At 30.5% G+C, this 15862-nt stretch carries 15 protein-coding genes; 13 read left to right on the top strand and 2 right to left on the bottom strand.

Features of this window, described 5'->3' with window-relative positions:
- Window positions 1-22: 22 nt before the first annotated feature.
- Window positions 23-169, bottom strand: a complete 147-nt coding sequence (locus tag CSPA_RS30305) for a hypothetical protein (RefSeq protein ID WP_015394058.1) — start codon at window positions 167-169, stop codon at window positions 23-25.
- A gap of 228 nt (window positions 170-397) precedes the next feature.
- Between CSPA_RS30305 and CSPA_RS19355 the strand changes: the two genes are divergently transcribed.
- From CSPA_RS19355 to CSPA_RS19300, 13 genes are all read left to right on the top strand, one after another.
- The gene (locus CSPA_RS19355) at window positions 398-2158 is read left to right on the top strand and encodes a PrpR N-terminal domain-containing protein (RefSeq protein WP_015394057.1); all 1761 of its coding nucleotides are present in this window, start codon (window positions 398-400) and stop codon (window positions 2156-2158) included.
- 238 nt (window positions 2159-2396) lie between these two features.
- Window positions 2397-3287, top strand: coding sequence for a 4-hydroxy-tetrahydrodipicolinate synthase (gene dapA, locus CSPA_RS19350; protein ID WP_015394056.1), 891 nt, complete (start codon window positions 2397-2399; stop codon window positions 3285-3287).
- Window positions 3288-3307: 20 nt separating this feature from the next.
- Window positions 3308-4468: an iron-containing alcohol dehydrogenase gene (locus CSPA_RS19345; protein ID WP_015394055.1), complete on the top strand. Its 1161-nt coding sequence runs from the start codon at window positions 3308-3310 to the stop codon at window positions 4466-4468.
- A gap of 33 nt (window positions 4469-4501) precedes the next feature.
- A complete protein-coding gene (locus CSPA_RS19340) occupies window positions 4502-5794 on the top strand; it encodes a four-carbon acid sugar kinase family protein (RefSeq protein WP_015394054.1) in 1293 nt (430 codons plus the stop codon).
- Entirely contained in the window at window positions 5791-6786 is a 996-nt protein-coding gene (pdxA, locus tag CSPA_RS19335) for a 4-hydroxythreonine-4-phosphate dehydrogenase PdxA (protein WP_015394053.1), read from the top strand. Before CSPA_RS19340 ends, pdxA begins: the two co-directional genes overlap by 4 nt.
- A gap of 96 nt (window positions 6787-6882) precedes the next feature.
- A complete protein-coding gene (locus tag CSPA_RS19330; protein ID WP_015394052.1) occupies window positions 6883-8295 on the top strand; it encodes a sodium:solute symporter family protein in 1413 nt (470 codons plus the stop codon).
- A 337-nt stretch (window positions 8296-8632) separates the two neighbouring features.
- The gene (locus CSPA_RS19325) at window positions 8633-9829 is read left to right on the top strand and encodes a sialidase family protein (RefSeq protein ID WP_015394051.1); all 1197 of its coding nucleotides are present in this window, start codon (window positions 8633-8635) and stop codon (window positions 9827-9829) included.
- A 260-nt stretch (window positions 9830-10089) separates the two neighbouring features.
- A complete protein-coding gene (locus CSPA_RS19320; RefSeq protein WP_015394050.1) occupies window positions 10090-10836 on the top strand; it encodes an SDR family NAD(P)-dependent oxidoreductase in 747 nt (248 codons plus the stop codon).
- A gap of 36 nt (window positions 10837-10872) precedes the next feature.
- On the top strand, window positions 10873-11328 hold the full coding sequence (locus CSPA_RS19315) for a NanQ anomerase/TabA/YiaL family protein (RefSeq protein ID WP_015394049.1): 456 nt from the start codon (window positions 10873-10875) through the stop codon (window positions 11326-11328).
- A gap of 72 nt (window positions 11329-11400) precedes the next feature.
- Window positions 11401-11496 (top strand): hypothetical protein, encoded by a 96-nt coding sequence (locus CSPA_RS29905; RefSeq protein ID WP_017810460.1) that lies wholly within the window; start codon window positions 11401-11403, stop codon window positions 11494-11496.
- A 197-nt stretch (window positions 11497-11693) separates the two neighbouring features.
- The gene (locus CSPA_RS19310; RefSeq protein ID WP_015394048.1) at window positions 11694-12686 is read left to right on the top strand and encodes a tetratricopeptide repeat protein; all 993 of its coding nucleotides are present in this window, start codon (window positions 11694-11696) and stop codon (window positions 12684-12686) included.
- A 36-nt stretch (window positions 12687-12722) separates the two neighbouring features.
- Window positions 12723-13679 carry an NAD(P)-dependent oxidoreductase gene (locus tag CSPA_RS19305; RefSeq protein WP_015394047.1) on the top strand — a complete coding sequence of 319 codons (957 nt, stop codon included), beginning with the start codon at window positions 12723-12725 and terminating at the stop codon, window positions 13677-13679.
- A 97-nt stretch (window positions 13680-13776) separates the two neighbouring features.
- Window positions 13777-14559, top strand: a complete 783-nt coding sequence (locus CSPA_RS19300) for a pseudouridine synthase (RefSeq protein WP_015394046.1) — start codon at window positions 13777-13779, stop codon at window positions 14557-14559.
- 144 nt (window positions 14560-14703) lie between these two features.
- Here CSPA_RS19300 and CSPA_RS19295 read toward each other — a convergent pair whose 3' ends face one another.
- Window positions 14704-15792 carry a leucine-rich repeat domain-containing protein gene (locus CSPA_RS19295; protein WP_015394045.1) on the bottom strand — a complete coding sequence of 363 codons (1089 nt, stop codon included), beginning with the start codon at window positions 15790-15792 and terminating at the stop codon, window positions 14704-14706.
- Between the last annotated feature and the right edge of the window lie 70 nt (window positions 15793-15862).

Below are 15862 nucleotides of genomic sequence, written 5' to 3'. Positions count from 1 at the left end.
CTTTACTTGCAAGTAGAGTTTTTTATTGAGTTGTCCTTCCACTATGCAATAACATTCTGCCTATAACTTTTTTTGGTTTTTCATTATTTTTAGTGTTATTTCCTTTTTGTTTCTTTTCTTCTATTAATTTTTTCATCATTTCTATATTTTTATCATTTTTATTATTCATATATTCCTCCAATTTAAAGCATTTTTATAAATGCATTATTACGTTAATCTATTTTAGTATGTCTTAGCTAAAAAAATATAATTACTTATATTTTTCTTTATTACAATTTTACATCTGATTGTATCATAAATTCGGAAGTTTATAAACTAAGAAAATAAAAATGAAGAACTAAAGGCATAGAGATATGATATAATAGCGATATATTAAAGTATTAGAGTAGGTGAAATAATGAAAGTCATGGCGATTGCTCCTTATGAGGGACTAAAGGAGTTAATGATAGATATTGGAAGGAACGAAGAATTTGAACTACAGGCTGAAGTTGGAGACTTAGAAAAAGGTGTTAGTTTAGCAAAAGAAGCACTCTTAAATGATATTGATGTTATCATAAGTCGTGGTGGTACTGCGGAAATGATTCAAAAAGTTGTTCCAATTCCTGTTATTGAAATAGAAATTTCAGGGTATGATATGTTAAGAGTTTTGACTCTTTTAAAGGATTATCCAGGAAAAGTGGCTATTGTAGGTTTTGCATCAATTTCAGAAGGTGCTGCAACAATATGTGAAATAGTAGATGTTGATATTTCTTCCTACACCATAAAAGAAGAAGCAGAAGTTGAACCAATGCTTATAAAATTGAAAAAGGAAGACTATCAGGTTATTATTGGAGACTTTATCACTGTTAAAAAGGCTGAAAGTATCGGGTTAAACGGGGTTTTGCTTACTTCTGGAAAAGAAAGCGTATTAAAGGCTTTTAAAAATGCTAAAAAAATTTATGATTATACTAAAAGATTGAAGAGAGAATTAGTTACTATTGATAAAATTGCGGAAAAAGAGAAAAATGGAATAATAATATATGATAAACAATTGAAGTTAACTTATTCTAATACATTTTTTAATAGGAAAATAAAAAAGTTTGAAGATATGTTGGATTTAAAAAAATCTGTAGCTGAAGTTTTAGAGAAGGGGACACTTCAATCAATTATATGTATAGATAATGAATATTGGAAGGTTTATGGATATCTAGTTGGGGATAGTAATGAAGTAGTGTTCAGAATTGCTGAGTGTGAAATAAATTATTATAAAAATATGCCTGGAATTGAAGTGATATCAGCTAATGAAAAGCAATCAGTAAATATAACTAATATGAGTGTTACCACCAATGAAAAAATGAAAAATTCCTTGATGCTGGCAGAAAAATATTTAAATATTAATGAGCCAATTTGGATACTTGGAGAAAAAGGGACTGGAAAAGAAAAATTAGCTAGATATATTCATTTTAATGGTATTAATAAAGATAAACCGTATTTTATTATTGATTGTAATTTGATGCTGGATGAGAATTGGAAAGTTATTATCGATAATATTTTAGAATTAAATAAGGGGATTTTTTTTGAAGCTGGAACAGTTTATTTAAAAAATATTGATAAACTTATTTTGGAGATTCAAAAACAATTAATATATTGTTTACTTAATAATAAATTTAAATGCAGATTCATAGCTTCATCAGATGAGAATATTTCAAAGCTTGTGGAAGTAGAAAGTTTTCAATATGAATTATACAAATTGCTATCAAAGCTCACCTTACAGCTTCCTTCATTGTCTGAAAGAAAAGATGATATAGAAAACTTAGCACGTATGTATATCAATGAATTTAACATAAACTTTGGAAAACAGATTGTTGGCATTAGAGAAGAAGCAACAGAACTATTGAAAAACTTCAGATGGAAAGGTAATATAGATCAATTTAGGCAAATTATCAAGGAGCTTGTACTTATAGCTAATGAACATTATATAAATGTAACTGATGTTGAAAAGGTGCTAGCAAATACTGAAGTAGTAGATGAAAAATTAAATATTGATTTAGCTGGTTCCTTAGAAGAAATCGAACAAAGAATTATAAAACAGATTTGGCTGGAAGAAGGTATGAATAATACTCGTACAGCTGAAAGATTAAAAATAACCAGAACAACTTTATGGCGCAAATTAAAATAGGCGCCATTTTTTTGCGTTTAAATTTATGAATTGTCGTATACTGAGCAAGCTATATATTGAATTTTGTAACTTTAAAAGAAAAATAAGTAAGACAACTGTTTAATTATTAAACAGTTAGGCGAAAAAAGAATAAAAATATATATTTTTTAAGAAAACTGTTTACAAATTAAACGAATGTATATATAATGAAATCATGAAAACAGTTGCAAAATGTTTTTTTGTTAAAGGAGGATACAAAATGGAATTTAAAGGTATATTTCCAGCAATGTTAACACCATTAGATAAAGATCAAAAGGTGAATGAAAAAGTATTACGTGAAATGACAAACTATTTTATTGAAGCAGGAGTTCATGGTCTTTTCGCATTAGGAACAAATGGAGAGTTTCATTTATTCAGCGAAGAAGAAAAGTTAAATATAGCTAAGATAATCATTGATGAAGCTAAAGGAAGAGTTCCAGTTATGATTGGAACAGGTGGAAATGGAACTGCAGAAGTAATTGAATTATCTAAAAAGATGGAAGCACTTGGTGCAGATGCACTTTCAGTTATAACACCATATTTTGTTACACCATCTCAAGAAGATCTTGCTGCTCATTATGAAAAGATAGCAGAAGCAGTATCTATACCAGTACTTTTATATAACATCCCAGGAAAAACTGGAATGACAATAGAACCAGAAATAGTTGCAAGATTAGCAAAGGTTAAAAATATCGCTGGTATAAAAGATAGTAGCGGTAAATTTGAAAATATAGAGCAATACATTAATGTGACTAAGGATGAAGAATTTTCAGTACTTGCAGGTACAGATTCATTAATCTTAAAAACTTTAATGGCAGGTGGAGTAGGAGCAATTGCTGCCACAGCAAATATGTTACCAAAAACAGTTGTAGCAATTTATAACAACTGGCTAAATGGAAATATAGATGAAGCTCAAAAAGCTCAAGAAGCTTTACAACCACTTAGAGATACTTTCCCGCTATCATCAATTCCAGCATCATTAAAGAAAGCAGTTGAAATTAGTGGAATTCCAGTAGGAGCTCCAAGACTTCCAATAGCTGAATTATCAGGTGAAGCTCTTGAAAAAGTTAAGGCAATGGTTCAATACTATAAAGAAAAATCAGAAATATAAAGAAAGGGAGGTCGCACAAAATGCTTGATAAGTATAATTTGAAAATGCCACATGCAGTATATAGCGGTGAAAATTCATTGGAAAACATAAAAACAATTCTTTTGGAAAATAAAGTTAATAAATTAGCTGTTTTTACAGATAAGGGAATTGAAAATGCAGGTTTACTAGATTATCCTATGAATTTTGTAAATGAAACGGGAGTTGATGTAATTATACTTGATGAATTACCAGCTGAACCTACATATAGTGAAGTACAAAAGCTTGTAGATCAATTTAAAGAAAGCAAGGCTGATTTCATCATGGCAGTAGGTGGAGGAAGTGTTATAGACACTGCAAAGCTTGCCAGCATACTTGTAACAGATGAGTATGGAGTTTACGAATTATTGGATCAACCTAAATTAGCTAAAAAGTGCATAAAGACTTTAGTGATACCTACAACAGCTGGAACAGGAGCTGAAGCTACACCTAATGCAATTGTAGCAGTTCCAGAAAGAGAATTAAAGATAGGTATAGTAAATGAAGAAATGATTTCGGATTATGTTATCTTAGATGCAATAATGATTAAAAAGTTACCTAGAAAAATCGCAGCTGCTACAGGGGTAGATGCATTAGCTCATGCTATTGAGTGTTTTACTGGTAATAAGGCAAATACTTTTAGTGATCTTTTTGCTCTTGAAGCCTTAGATATAATTCTTAACAATATTATTCCAGCCTGCGATGATGCTGAAGCTATGGACGCTAAAAATAAAATGCAAATTGCAAGTTTTTACGCAGGAGTTGCAATAACTGCTTCAGGAACAACAGCTGTACATGCTTTGAGTTACCCTCTTGGTGGTAAATATCATATTGCTCACGGTGTTTCTAATGCAATTCTTTTAGCACCTGTTATGAGATTTAATGAATCAGTATGTCGTGAAAAATTTGCTATAGCATATGACAGATGTGTTCATGGAGAAAAAGCTTGCACTTCTATGGAAGAAAAAAGTGAATTTATCATTAAACAGCTTGAACACATTGTAAAACATTTGGACATTCCAACAAGTTTATCTACTTTTGGAGTACCAGCATCTGATTTAGATGTGTTAGTTAAAGCTGGAATGGAAGTTACAAGACTTTTAGACAATAACATGCGTAAGCTTACACCAGAAGATGCTCGTGAAATATATAAGAAAATTCTTTAAGTCATTATAGAAAGTTATTAGAGGAAAAGTATTATGAAACCAATAAGATTAGCAGTTATTGCAGATGATATAACAGGTGCAAGTGATTGTGGTGGTCAGCTTATTCATTATGGTTTAAATGTTTCGGTTATTTTAAACAATAATTCAATTATAGAAGGAGACAGAGAGGCTATTATTTATAATACAGATAGCCGATCTGTATCTCAAGAAGAAGCTTATACCAAAGTTAAATATATTTGTGAAAAAATAAAAGGCGAAAAATACGATATAGTTTATAAAAAAATTGATTCTACCATGAGGGGAAATATAGGTCAGGAGGTTAACGCAGTATATGATGTTTTTAAACCGGATTTTGTATTGATAGCTCCTGGTTATCCTGAAAATGGACGTCAGATAATTGATGGCATACATTTTTTAAACAACATACAATTGCATGAAACAGAGGTGGCAAATGATCCTAAAACACCTGTGACAGATTCCAATATAACAAGACTTATACAAAAGCAGTCTAATAAAGATGTTGGGCATATTTCTTGCGGGGATTTACATGAAGGTTTTGAAAAGGTTGCCACTTTACTAGAAGAATTTAAAAAAAATAATATTTGTTATATTACAGTAGATTCAATTCAAGGTTCTGATTTAGAAAGTTTAGCTGAATATATCTGTAAGGCTAGATGTTCTGCTATTTGGGTAGGGTCTGCAGGACTTATGAATTATTTGCCAAAGGTTTATGGCTTAAAGCAAAAAGGCATGGATTTATCAATAAAACCAGCAGAAAAGCCAGTTTTATTAGTAGTAGGAAGTGTAAGTGCAATAGGTAGAGTTCAGTTAGAACATTTATTAAACGTAAAAGATGTAATTGGTCTTGAAATGAACTCTTCGGAAGTCCTATTAGATAATGAAGTTAAAGAAAAAGAAATAAATAGGCTTAAAGAGGAAGCAAAAAAAGCTTTCAATGAAAATAAGAATATTGCTCTTTTCTCTTCAAACAATGTTAAAGAAATACAAGCTATAGGAGCAAAAATTGGTAAAACTCCTATAGAACTAAGTAATATTATTGCTGATACCTTAGGTGAATTAGCAGTAGAGTTAATAAATGCTTTAGATATAAATCATCTTTTTCTTACAGGAGGAGATACTGCATATCAAGTTTTAGACAAATTAGATGTAAAAGAACTTCGTCTAATGGATGAAGTAGAACCTGGTATTCCAATTGGATACACAAAAACTAACAAAGAAATTTATGCTATTACAAAGGCTGGAAACTTTGGAAGTAAGCTAGCTATGGTAAATGCATTAAATAAACTTAAAGGAGGCACAATATGAAACCTATAATTGCTATTACAATGGGAGATGCTGCAGGTATTGGACCAGAAATTATAGTAAAGGCATTAGAACATAAGTCTGTATATGACATTTGCAGACCACTTGTAATTGGGGATCTTAAGATATTAGAAAGAGCAACTGCTGTAACTAAATCTAAGGTGACTTTTAATAAGGTAGAACATGCTAGTGAATGTAAGTTTAATATGGGAACAATTGATTGTATTGATTTAGATTTATTACCAGCTGATCTTACTTTTGGTGAACTTTCTGGCAAAGCTGGAGATGCAGCCTTCCAATTTATAAAAAAAGCTGTTGATTTAGCAAAAGCAGGAGAAATTCAAGTTATTTGTACAGCTCCATTAAATAAAGCAGCACTTCATTTAGGTGGACACATGTATCCAGGTCATACTGAAATTCTTGCAGATTTAACAGAAACTGAAGATTATTCAATGATGCTTACAACACCTAAATTAAAGGTAATTCACCTTACAACTCACAAAGGCTTAATAGATGCAATTAATTCTATAAATCCAGACCGTACGTACAAGGTTGTTAATCTTGCAAATGACACTTTAAAAAGTGCAGGAAATAAAAATCCAAGAATAGCTGTAGCAGGTATTAATCCTCATTGTGGTGAAAATGGAATGTTTGGATATGGTGAAGAAGAAGAAAAATTAATTCCAGCAATAGAAAAAGCTGCTGCTGAAGGGGTTAATGTAACTGGACCTTATCCAGCAGATACAGTGTTCTTCCGTGCTATCCGTGGAGAATTCGATATAGTTGTAGCTTGCTATCATGATCAAGGACATGTACCAGTTAAGGTATCTGGTTTTGAAGATGGGGTAAATATAACAGTAGGCTTAAAAGGCGGAATAATTCGTACATCTGTAGATCATGGAACTGCTTTTGATATAGCAGGTAAAAACATAGCTGATGAGGCAAGTATGATTGCTGCGTTAGTATCAGGTGCAGAATTAGCACCTAAGCAATAACACTATTAAAATTTAAAACATAGTAAGTCACTTGTAAAAATATAGGTGACTTACTGCAAAAATAAAATGAGTAAAAATTAAGGGAGATGAACTTATATGAATCAACATTTTTCAACATCAAGTCTTATGCTTATAGGCGGTATGATAATAGTTTATATTTTATTCACATCATGGTTAACAGTTAAATTACGCAGTAAAACTAATGAACAATTTATGACGGCAGCTAAATCTATGCCAGCTTTTATCGTGGGAATCTTAATGATGTCAGAATATATTGGTGCTAAGTCTACTGTAGGAACAGCACAGGAAGCATTTACAGCAGGGCTTGCTGCTTCTTGGTCAACTGTAGCAGCAACAATAGGATTTGTACTTTTCGGATTATTTATGGTTAAGAGAATGTATAATTCAGGTCAGGTTACAATTTCAGGAATGATTGAACAAAAGTTTGGAAAATCAACAAAGATTGCAGTTTCTCTTATTATGATTTATGCACTACTTCTTGTAAACGTTGGAAACTATATTAGTGGAGCAGCAGCACTATCAAGTGTATTCTCAGTTAATTTACCTATAGCTTATTTAGTAATAGCTGTTGTTAGTACATTTTACTTTGCCTTTGGTGGTATGAAGAGTATCGCTTATGTAACAATTTTACATACAGCATTAAAGTATTTTGGAGTTATCTTAATTTTAGTATTTGCATTATCTCAAACAGGTGGAATTACTCCTATGGTTCAAAATATGCCATCATTCTACTTTACTTGGGATGGACATATAGGTGCTACTACAGTAATTGCATGGATAGTTGCAACAATAGGTTCTATATTCTCAACTCAATACATTATTCAAGCTATTTCATCAACTAAAAGTGCAGCAGAAGCTAAGAAATCAACAATATATGCTGGTATCTTATGTTTACCTATAGCAGTTTTCCTTGGAGTTATTGGTGTAGCTGCTAAATATCTTTACCCAGATATGAAGAGTGTATATGCATTACCAGTTTTTATAAATGGTATGAATCCATTTTTAGCTGGATTAGTTACTACTTCACTTGTTGCATCAATATTTGTAAGTGTAAGTACTGTTGCTTTGGCAATATCGTCTCTAGTAGTAAAGGATTTTTATGTACCATACTACAAACCAAGTGCTGAAAAGGAATTCAAGATGACAAGAATCTTTTCATTAATAATTGGTTTTGTACCATTACTATTTGTATTCATGTTCCCATCAATTCTTTCATTGTCATTCTTTACTAAAGCACTTCGTTTAACAATTGCTATAATTGCAGTTATGGGATTCTTCCTACCAATGTTTAATAGCAATAGAGGAGCAACTTTAGGACTTTTAGGAGCAGCTATTACAACTTCAGTATGGTATGCATTAGGAAATCCATATGGAATTGATAATATATATATTGCTATAGCTACACCAATTATAATAATGCTTATTGAAAGATTGTTTGGTGGAAATAAAAAGAAAGTAGAAAACTTAAAAGAAGAAGCAGCTAGTTAGGAAATTTAATTCAGTTAAGAGTTAGGGGTTGAGGAAGAAAAGCCGTAGTTTTTTTGATAAAGTTCCGTATTGCGGCATAGCCACTATTTTCAAAGGTGAATAGCTCTGTATTGCAGCATAGCTGCTCTTTTCAGAGGCAAATAGTTCCGAATTGTGGCATAGCCACTCTTTTTAGAGGTGTATATTTTTAGAAATAGCTTTGTAATTTCATCCTTAATTCTTAATTTTGAATTCAAAACTCTTAACTGATTTACATATTTCTTAAAGCTTATATAGATAAGAAAGTAATATTTTGAATTTTAAACAGAGTAAAAAATAAAACAATGGAGTGATTAATTTGAGTAATATAGAACAAGGAAAATTATATCAAGTTGAAGGAGATTTAGAAAGGGTAGAAGCAGCATTACCATCATTTTGTATTCAAAATCATGCATCAAATGTTATGCCTTTAGCTAATGGTGATTTATTATGTGCCTGGTTTTCAGGGACTCAAGAAGGTATAGCTGATATATCAATTTTCATGTCAAGACTTAATAAAGGTGAAACAGTTTGGACAGAACCAGTAAAATTATCTGAAGATCCAACTAAATCTGAACAAAATCCTATTTTATTTCCAGCACCAAATGGAGATTTATGGTTAATATATACTGCACAAAAATCAGGAAATCAAGATACTGCAATAGTTAGATACAGAGTATCTTCTGATAATGGATATACATGGGGACCAATAGAAACTTTATTTGATAAACCAGGAACTTTTGTACGTCAGCCAATAGTAGTTTTAGATAATTCAGAATGGCTTATTCCAATTTTCTATTGCTATACACCACAAGGACAAAAATGGAATGGTGATTATGATGTAAGTGCAGTTAAAATTTCAGCAGATAATGGAAATACTTGGACTGAATATGAAGTTCCAAATAGCACAGGCTGTGTTCATATGAATGTAGAAAAATTACATGATGGTACACTATTAGCTTTATATAGAAGCCGTTGGGCAGATAATATTTATATGAGCAGATCAACTGACAATGGAAGAACATGGACAGAACCAGTTCCTACAGAGCTTCCAAATAACAATTCATCTATCCAATTTACTGTTCTTAATAATGGTCATTTAGCGTTAATTTTTAACGATATAAATGCTGAAAAAGCTACAGAAAGAAGAGCTTCATTATATGATGAAATAGAAGATGATGAAGAAGCTTCAGAAGCAGTAGATAACACAGAAAATAGTTTTGTCCCAGAAGACAATGGAACTGAAAGAAAAACAGCTTTCTGGGGAACACCAAGAGCACCTCTTGCAATAGCAATTTCTGAAGATGGTGGAAAGACTTGGCCATACAAGAGAAACATAGAAGTTGGTGATGGATATTGTATGAGCAATAACTCAAAGGAAAAAGTAAATCGTGAATTCTCATATCCATCTGTAAAACAAACTTCTGATGGAAAAATTAATATTACATTTACTTACTTTAGACAATATATTAAACATGTTTGTGTATCTGAGGAATGGGTTAAAAAGGGAGAATAATTATCATATATTGCAATAATACAATTATATTTTGAGGGCTCCTCTGTATAAACCAATATAAGCTTAGAAAAATATATAATTGTAATATATCTATAGCTAATAATTATGGGGATTTCCTCATAATTATTAGTGTTATTTTATTGCGCAGGAAATTTTTGTATTCCTGAAAACTAAGAAGTTATTAAATTATTCATTAATTTGAATCCATATAAAAAATAATTATAAGAATTAAAGGAAAGATTATTATAAGGAGTGATTAGATGCTATTAGAAGGAAAAATTGCAATAGTTACAGGTGCCAGCAGAGGTATTGGCAGAGAAATCGCATTAACCTTGGCTGAAAATGGTGCATCATTAGTGATTAGTGGAAATAAAGAAGACTTACTTAAAGAAGTGGCTGGAGAAATAGAAAAATTAAATCAAAAGTGCATTATACATACAGGAGACATATCTAAACCTGAGACCTCTAAGGATATTGCTTCAAAGGCTATTGAAGCTTTTGGTAAGATTGATATTCTTGTTAATAATGCAGGAGTTAATACTCGTATACCAACCCTTGAACTTCAGCCAGAAGAGTGGCAAAAAGTAATAAATATAAATTTAAGTGGTACCTTTTATAGTTGTAGCGCAGTTTTACCACATATGATAAAACAGCAATATGGAAAAATAATAAATGTATCTTCGACTACAGCAAAAACTCCACATAGAAATGCTTCACCTTCATATGGTGCATCAAAGGCTGGTGTAAATTATCTTACACAACATTTAGCTTTAGAAATGGCAAAAAATAATATATGTGTAAATGCAGTTTGTCCTGGTCCTATTGAAACAGATATGTCGCTTCAATGGACAGAGGATTATCGTAAACAAGTATTAGCTAAAATACCACTAGGTAGAATAGGTGAGTCAAAGGATGTGGCAAATACAGTTCTATTTTTAGCTTCAAATATGTCTGATTTTATAACAGGTGAATCTATTAATATTAATGGTGGTACTTATATGAATTAGGGAAATAATTTTTTTTAATATAGGAGATGATATAAAATGATTATTGCAGATTTAAAAGATTTTAATCACTATTGTAATGGAAATGAAAAAATTCAAAGAGCTTTCAAATTTATACAAGAAACAAATTTAAAAGAGTTAGAGGCGGGGAAACATTTAATTGATGGTGAAGATGTATTTGTATTAGTTCAAGAATATCTTACAAAAGAACCAGAACTATGTAGATTTGAATCTCATGAGCGTTATATAGACATTCAATTTATAGTAAGTGGAACTGAAAAAATGAGTTGGCTTCCAATAAATAAATTGGCTTTAGCTAAAAATGATTTAGCTAAAACTGACAAAGTATTATATAAAGATAGTTCTGAAGGAAATAACTTTATTGTAAATGAAGGTCAATTTGTTATTTTTTATCCTGAAGATGGACATAAAGCATGCATTGCAATAGATGAACCATGTTTAGTAAAAAAGCTTGTACTTAAAGTATCGTTATAACTGAAATAATAAAATTGATGGGGGGAGAAGTTTCGACATCAGCAGAAGAAATTTCAGCCTCTTCAGAGGAAAATGAGTGCTTCAACAGAAGAAGTAGCTTCATCAGCTCAAATACTTAATAATATGACTAATCAAATGATAGAAGAAGTTAATGAGTTTAAGGTTTAAAAATAAAGAAGTGAGTTCTAAGGAATTAGAACTCACTTTTTTATTGAATTTGTTTCTAAAGGGCTAATGGAAGTGCAGCAGGTAATTCGGTATGATATAATAGAAAATGATGGGATAATATATAATAGGGTATATTGGCTAAATGCTAAATTAATGATAGTAATTTTAAAACTTGTTGAGAATTATTAGGGGGTAAAATGATAAAAAAGATAATTACATTAATATTAATAAGTACTTTAATAATAACATTAAGTACTATTTCAGGGTGCAATATTGGAAAGTATAATACTTTGGGCAATTTTAAATCGGAGGAACCAAAGAAATTGTACAAAGACAAGAAATATGATGAAGCAATAAAAAGTATAGATTCTTTTCTTGAAAAATATCCTAAAAATAAGGAAGCTATTGCTTTGAAAGCATACATACTTATAGGTAGTGGGAAAAATGATGAAGGATTAGTTTTATTAACTGATTTATATGATAATGGAGAAAAGGATTCAACAACTTTAAATAATATTAGCTGGGCGTATAATAATCTGCATATGTATGAAATGGCAAATAAATATATAGATATATGTTTGAAAAACTCTCCTGGTGATTCAGAAGAATTCGTAAATAAAGGAAATGCACTTTATGGATTAAAAAAATATGATGAGGCTTTACTATATTATGATAACGCTCTTTATAAAGATTCAGAAGACACTCTTGCTTTGTACGGTAAAGCATTGAGTCTATATGCTTCTGAAAAGTATTCAGAAGGTCTAGTTAACTTTAAGAAATATGTTGAAATAGGAGGAACTAATAAAAGTGCGAATAGTTATATAATGAATTCTTACCTAAAGTTAAAGGATCATAATGGAGCTATAGAGGAGTTTAATAACCAAATAAAGAAAAATCCAGATAATCTTTCACTTTATATATCATTAGGAAGTATATATGAAAAGCAAGGTGATTTTGAAAAAGCAATAAGTTGTTATGATACAATAATTAATAAAAAAATTGATTTTGCGGCTGCATATTATAATAAAGGAGTCTGCCTTGTTAAATTAGGAAAAAAAGATGAAGCATGCAATAATTTAAAACTTGCAATTAAATATGATGAAGAATATATATATGACATTGAAGATGCAACAGAATTTGATTCTTTAAGAAATTATGATAAATTTAAAGAAATATTAAAAAAGAATTAAATCCTAGCATATAGTTCAAAGTAAAGGAGAAGAACAATGAGTAATATTATATTTTTAAATTCAAGTAAAATAAACTTTGATAATAAACTAGACTTTTCATTATTAGATAACTTAGGCAAAGTTACTAAATATGAAGATAGTAGTAATGAAGAGATTTTAAAACGAATCAAGGATCAGGAAATAGTAATTACAAAGGAAATGACAATAGGAAGAGATTTAATAGAGAAATTTCCTCCTTGTGTTAAATTAATTTGTGAAGCTGGTACTGGTTATAACAATATTGATATTGAAGCTGCAAAAGAAAAAAATATAGCTGTGTGTAATGTTCCGGGCTATAGTAGTGAAGCTGTAGCTCAGTTAGTTATTACATTTATCTTGAACTTAACTTCATCGTTAGCAGCACAGCAAAGGATGATTGAAAATAAAAATTATGATAATTTTACTAAGTATCTTCAAGTGCCTCATTTTGAAATTCAAAATAAAACTCTTGGAGTTGTTGGTGCTGGAGCTATTGGTAAGCAGGTTATGAAAGTAGCTAAAGCTTTAGGAATGAATATACTAGTATATAGTAGAACTCCAAAGGATTTAGGGGATTCAACTATTAAATTTGTTAGTCTTGAAGAGCTTCTTAAAAATAGTGATTTTGTGACTTTACATTGTCCATTAACTAATGCAACAAAGCATTTAATTAATAAGTCAACCTTAGAACTTATGAAACCAGAAGCTTGTATTATAAATACTTCAAGAGGTGCAATTATAAATGAACTTGATTTAATTGAAGCTCTTAAAAATAAAAAAATTGCTGGAGCAGCCCTTGATGTACAGGAACAAGAACCTCCAGAATTAAATAATCCATTATTTAATATGAAGAATGTTATTCTTACTCCACATATAGGCTGGCGTTGCCTTGAATCTAGACAAAGACTTTTAAATTTATTAGCTGATAACATTGAAGGCTTTACTACTGGAAATCCGATTAATATAGTTAAATAGTGTTGTTTAATATAATTAATGAGATGCTAGGTGAGCTTATATAGTGATGATTATGATAAACAAATAATTTTTTACAAAGGAAAAGGTACATTGATAAATGAGATTAGATAAATTTTTAGCGGAATCAGCAATTGGAAGCAGGAAAAAAGTTAGGGAGTATATTAAAGAAGGTAGCGTAAAGGTAAATGGGGAAGTAATAACTGAGCCTGCAATAGAAATTAACGAAAATTTTGATGTTGTTGAGTATATTAATGAAATAGTTGTGTATACAGGAAAAGTATATTATATGTTTCATAAACCTGCCGGATGTATAACTGCGAAAACTGATGCGGTTAATAAGACAGTATTTGATTTTTTCGATAATACCAGTATGAAGGGTGTATTTCATGTTGGAAGGTTGGACAAGGATACAGAAGGCTTATTATTGCTTACCAATGATGGTGAATTTGAACATAAAATAATGCATCCTAAAAAACATGTTGAAAAAACTTATTTCTTTTGGGCATTAGGTTCCTTAGATGAAGCTGATAAGAATCAATTAGAACAGGGAATATGTATTGGACAGGATAAAGAAATAATGACTAAACCTGCAAAAATAGAAGTGGACAAGTTTGGCATGTACAAGGAACTTAAACATAAAATTACAATTGATAATATTACTAGTATAGCTTCAATGCATCCTAATCAGCCAGTTGTGTCTGGATATCTTACAATTTCAGAAGGGCGCAAGCATCAAGTTAAACGTATGTTAAAGGCTGTAGGTTGTTATGTTGTATATTTAAAGAGGATTTCTATTGGGGGATTAACTTTAGATGAAACCTTAGAGAAAGGCAGCCATAGACATTTAACAGAAAGTGAGATTTTAAAAGTGCTGGAATGAGGAAGGCTGAAAAATTTTCAACAATAATAAAAGAATATTCGCTAAGAGTATAATTTGTTCTAAAAATTAAAAACATAAATTAAGAGCCTAAATGGGCTCTTAATTTATGTGAAAATATATTATGTGCTTATGTTATTATATATATTAGGCAGTTACAGTGATTTTGTCTGCGCTCACTCCAGAATTAACTAGAAGTTGTTTTGTAGCCTCACTCTTTACATAGATTTTAACTTTATTGCTGCCTTCAAATGGTGTAACTTTAATTACTTGATAATTAGGTCCATTTTCTTGTGTTTTTATATTTTGAACACTATTTGGAATTGTTATGGTATTTAGATTTTTGCAATGATTGAATGCACCCATTCCTATACTTGTTACCCCATTAGGAATAGTTATGTCTGTCAAACTATAGCAATAATTAAAGGTGTTATTGCAAATATTTGTTACCCCATTAGGAATAACTATACTTTTTAAACTCATGCAGCCTTCAAAGGTACTTTCGCCTATAAAGTTTATAGTATCTGGTAGTGTTATGTTTGTTAATTTAACACAAGATGTAAATGTACCATTTCCTAAAGAGCGTACACCATTTTCAATTGTTACATCTGTTAAGCTATAACATCTATTGAATATATTATTACCTAATGTTACTACACTGCCTGGGATTGTTATACTTTTCAACTTCCAACAATCAGTAAATGCATGATCATAAATGGATTTTACACTATTTGGTATTTTTATATCTGTTAGGTTTGTACAACCACTAAATGCGTTATAACTTATAATAGTTACTGTATTTGGAATTGTCACATTTGTTATTTTAGGAGATCTAAATGCATAAGCACCTATACCTGTTACTGGTATATTATCAATTTTATCAGGAATATTTATATTGGTTTCAGACCCTAAATATGTAACTATTTTACCAGTTTGTTTACAAAAAGCCCAGTTCCCGCTTATTGTAACATTTGTAAATTGCCCATCGCTATTTAATCCATATTCTGAATCAAAAAATCTAGTACGATCGTTGCTCATCATATATCCATTTGATTCAAAAAAATATAAGTTACCTTTAATGAGTCTCCAACCTGTAGCTACTGAATTTCCCTCAGTGTAGAACCAGCCTTTACTATTATTTTTCCATTCAGCATTTGCAGCTATTGGACTTAATGCTAAGAAAGATGTTATTAGTAAAGTCCCCGCTAATAATTTTGTTAATTTTAATTTTTTCATATTTACCCTCCACATTTTCCCTATAATTTAATTTTAAATACTAATCTATAATATTTTAACATTAATATCG

It is taken from the genome of Clostridium saccharoperbutylacetonicum N1-4(HMT), assembly GCF_000340885.1.
Lineage (GTDB): Bacteria > Bacillota > Clostridia > Clostridiales > Clostridiaceae > Clostridium > Clostridium saccharoperbutylacetonicum.
Note: the sequence above shows the minus strand (reverse complement) of the source record. Positions and strands in the feature narration are given on the sequence as shown.

What these genes read in the sequence shown, in the direction of transcription:
- CSPA_RS19295 (WP_015394045.1), bottom strand. Translation starts at nt 15,792, where the DNA reads ATGAAAAAATTAAAATTAACAAAATTATTAGCGGGGACTTTACTAATA.
- CSPA_RS29905 (WP_017810460.1), top strand. Translation starts at nt 11,401, where the DNA reads ATGAGTGCTTCAACAGAAGAAGTAGCTTCATCAGCTCAAATACTTAAT.
- CSPA_RS19355 (WP_015394057.1), top strand. Translation starts at nt 398, where the DNA reads ATGAAAGTCATGGCGATTGCTCCTTATGAGGGACTAAAGGAGTTAATG.
- dapA (WP_015394056.1), top strand. Translation starts at nt 2,397, where the DNA reads ATGGAATTTAAAGGTATATTTCCAGCAATGTTAACACCATTAGATAAA.
- CSPA_RS19310 (WP_015394048.1), top strand. Translation starts at nt 11,694, where the DNA reads ATGATAAAAAAGATAATTACATTAATATTAATAAGTACTTTAATAATA.
- CSPA_RS19300 (WP_015394046.1), top strand. Translation starts at nt 13,777, where the DNA reads ATGAGATTAGATAAATTTTTAGCGGAATCAGCAATTGGAAGCAGGAAA.
- CSPA_RS19330 (WP_015394052.1), top strand. Translation starts at nt 6,883, where the DNA reads ATGAATCAACATTTTTCAACATCAAGTCTTATGCTTATAGGCGGTATG.
- CSPA_RS30305 (WP_015394058.1), bottom strand. Translation starts at nt 169, where the DNA reads ATGAATAATAAAAATGATAAAAATATAGAAATGATGAAAAAATTAATA.
- CSPA_RS19340 (WP_015394054.1), top strand. Translation starts at nt 4,502, where the DNA reads ATGAAACCAATAAGATTAGCAGTTATTGCAGATGATATAACAGGTGCA.
- CSPA_RS19345 (WP_015394055.1), top strand. Translation starts at nt 3,308, where the DNA reads ATGCTTGATAAGTATAATTTGAAAATGCCACATGCAGTATATAGCGGT.
- CSPA_RS19305 (WP_015394047.1), top strand. Translation starts at nt 12,723, where the DNA reads ATGAGTAATATTATATTTTTAAATTCAAGTAAAATAAACTTTGATAAT.
- pdxA (WP_015394053.1), top strand. Translation starts at nt 5,791, where the DNA reads ATGAAACCTATAATTGCTATTACAATGGGAGATGCTGCAGGTATTGGA.
- CSPA_RS19320 (WP_015394050.1), top strand. Translation starts at nt 10,090, where the DNA reads ATGCTATTAGAAGGAAAAATTGCAATAGTTACAGGTGCCAGCAGAGGT.
- CSPA_RS19315 (WP_015394049.1), top strand. Translation starts at nt 10,873, where the DNA reads ATGATTATTGCAGATTTAAAAGATTTTAATCACTATTGTAATGGAAAT.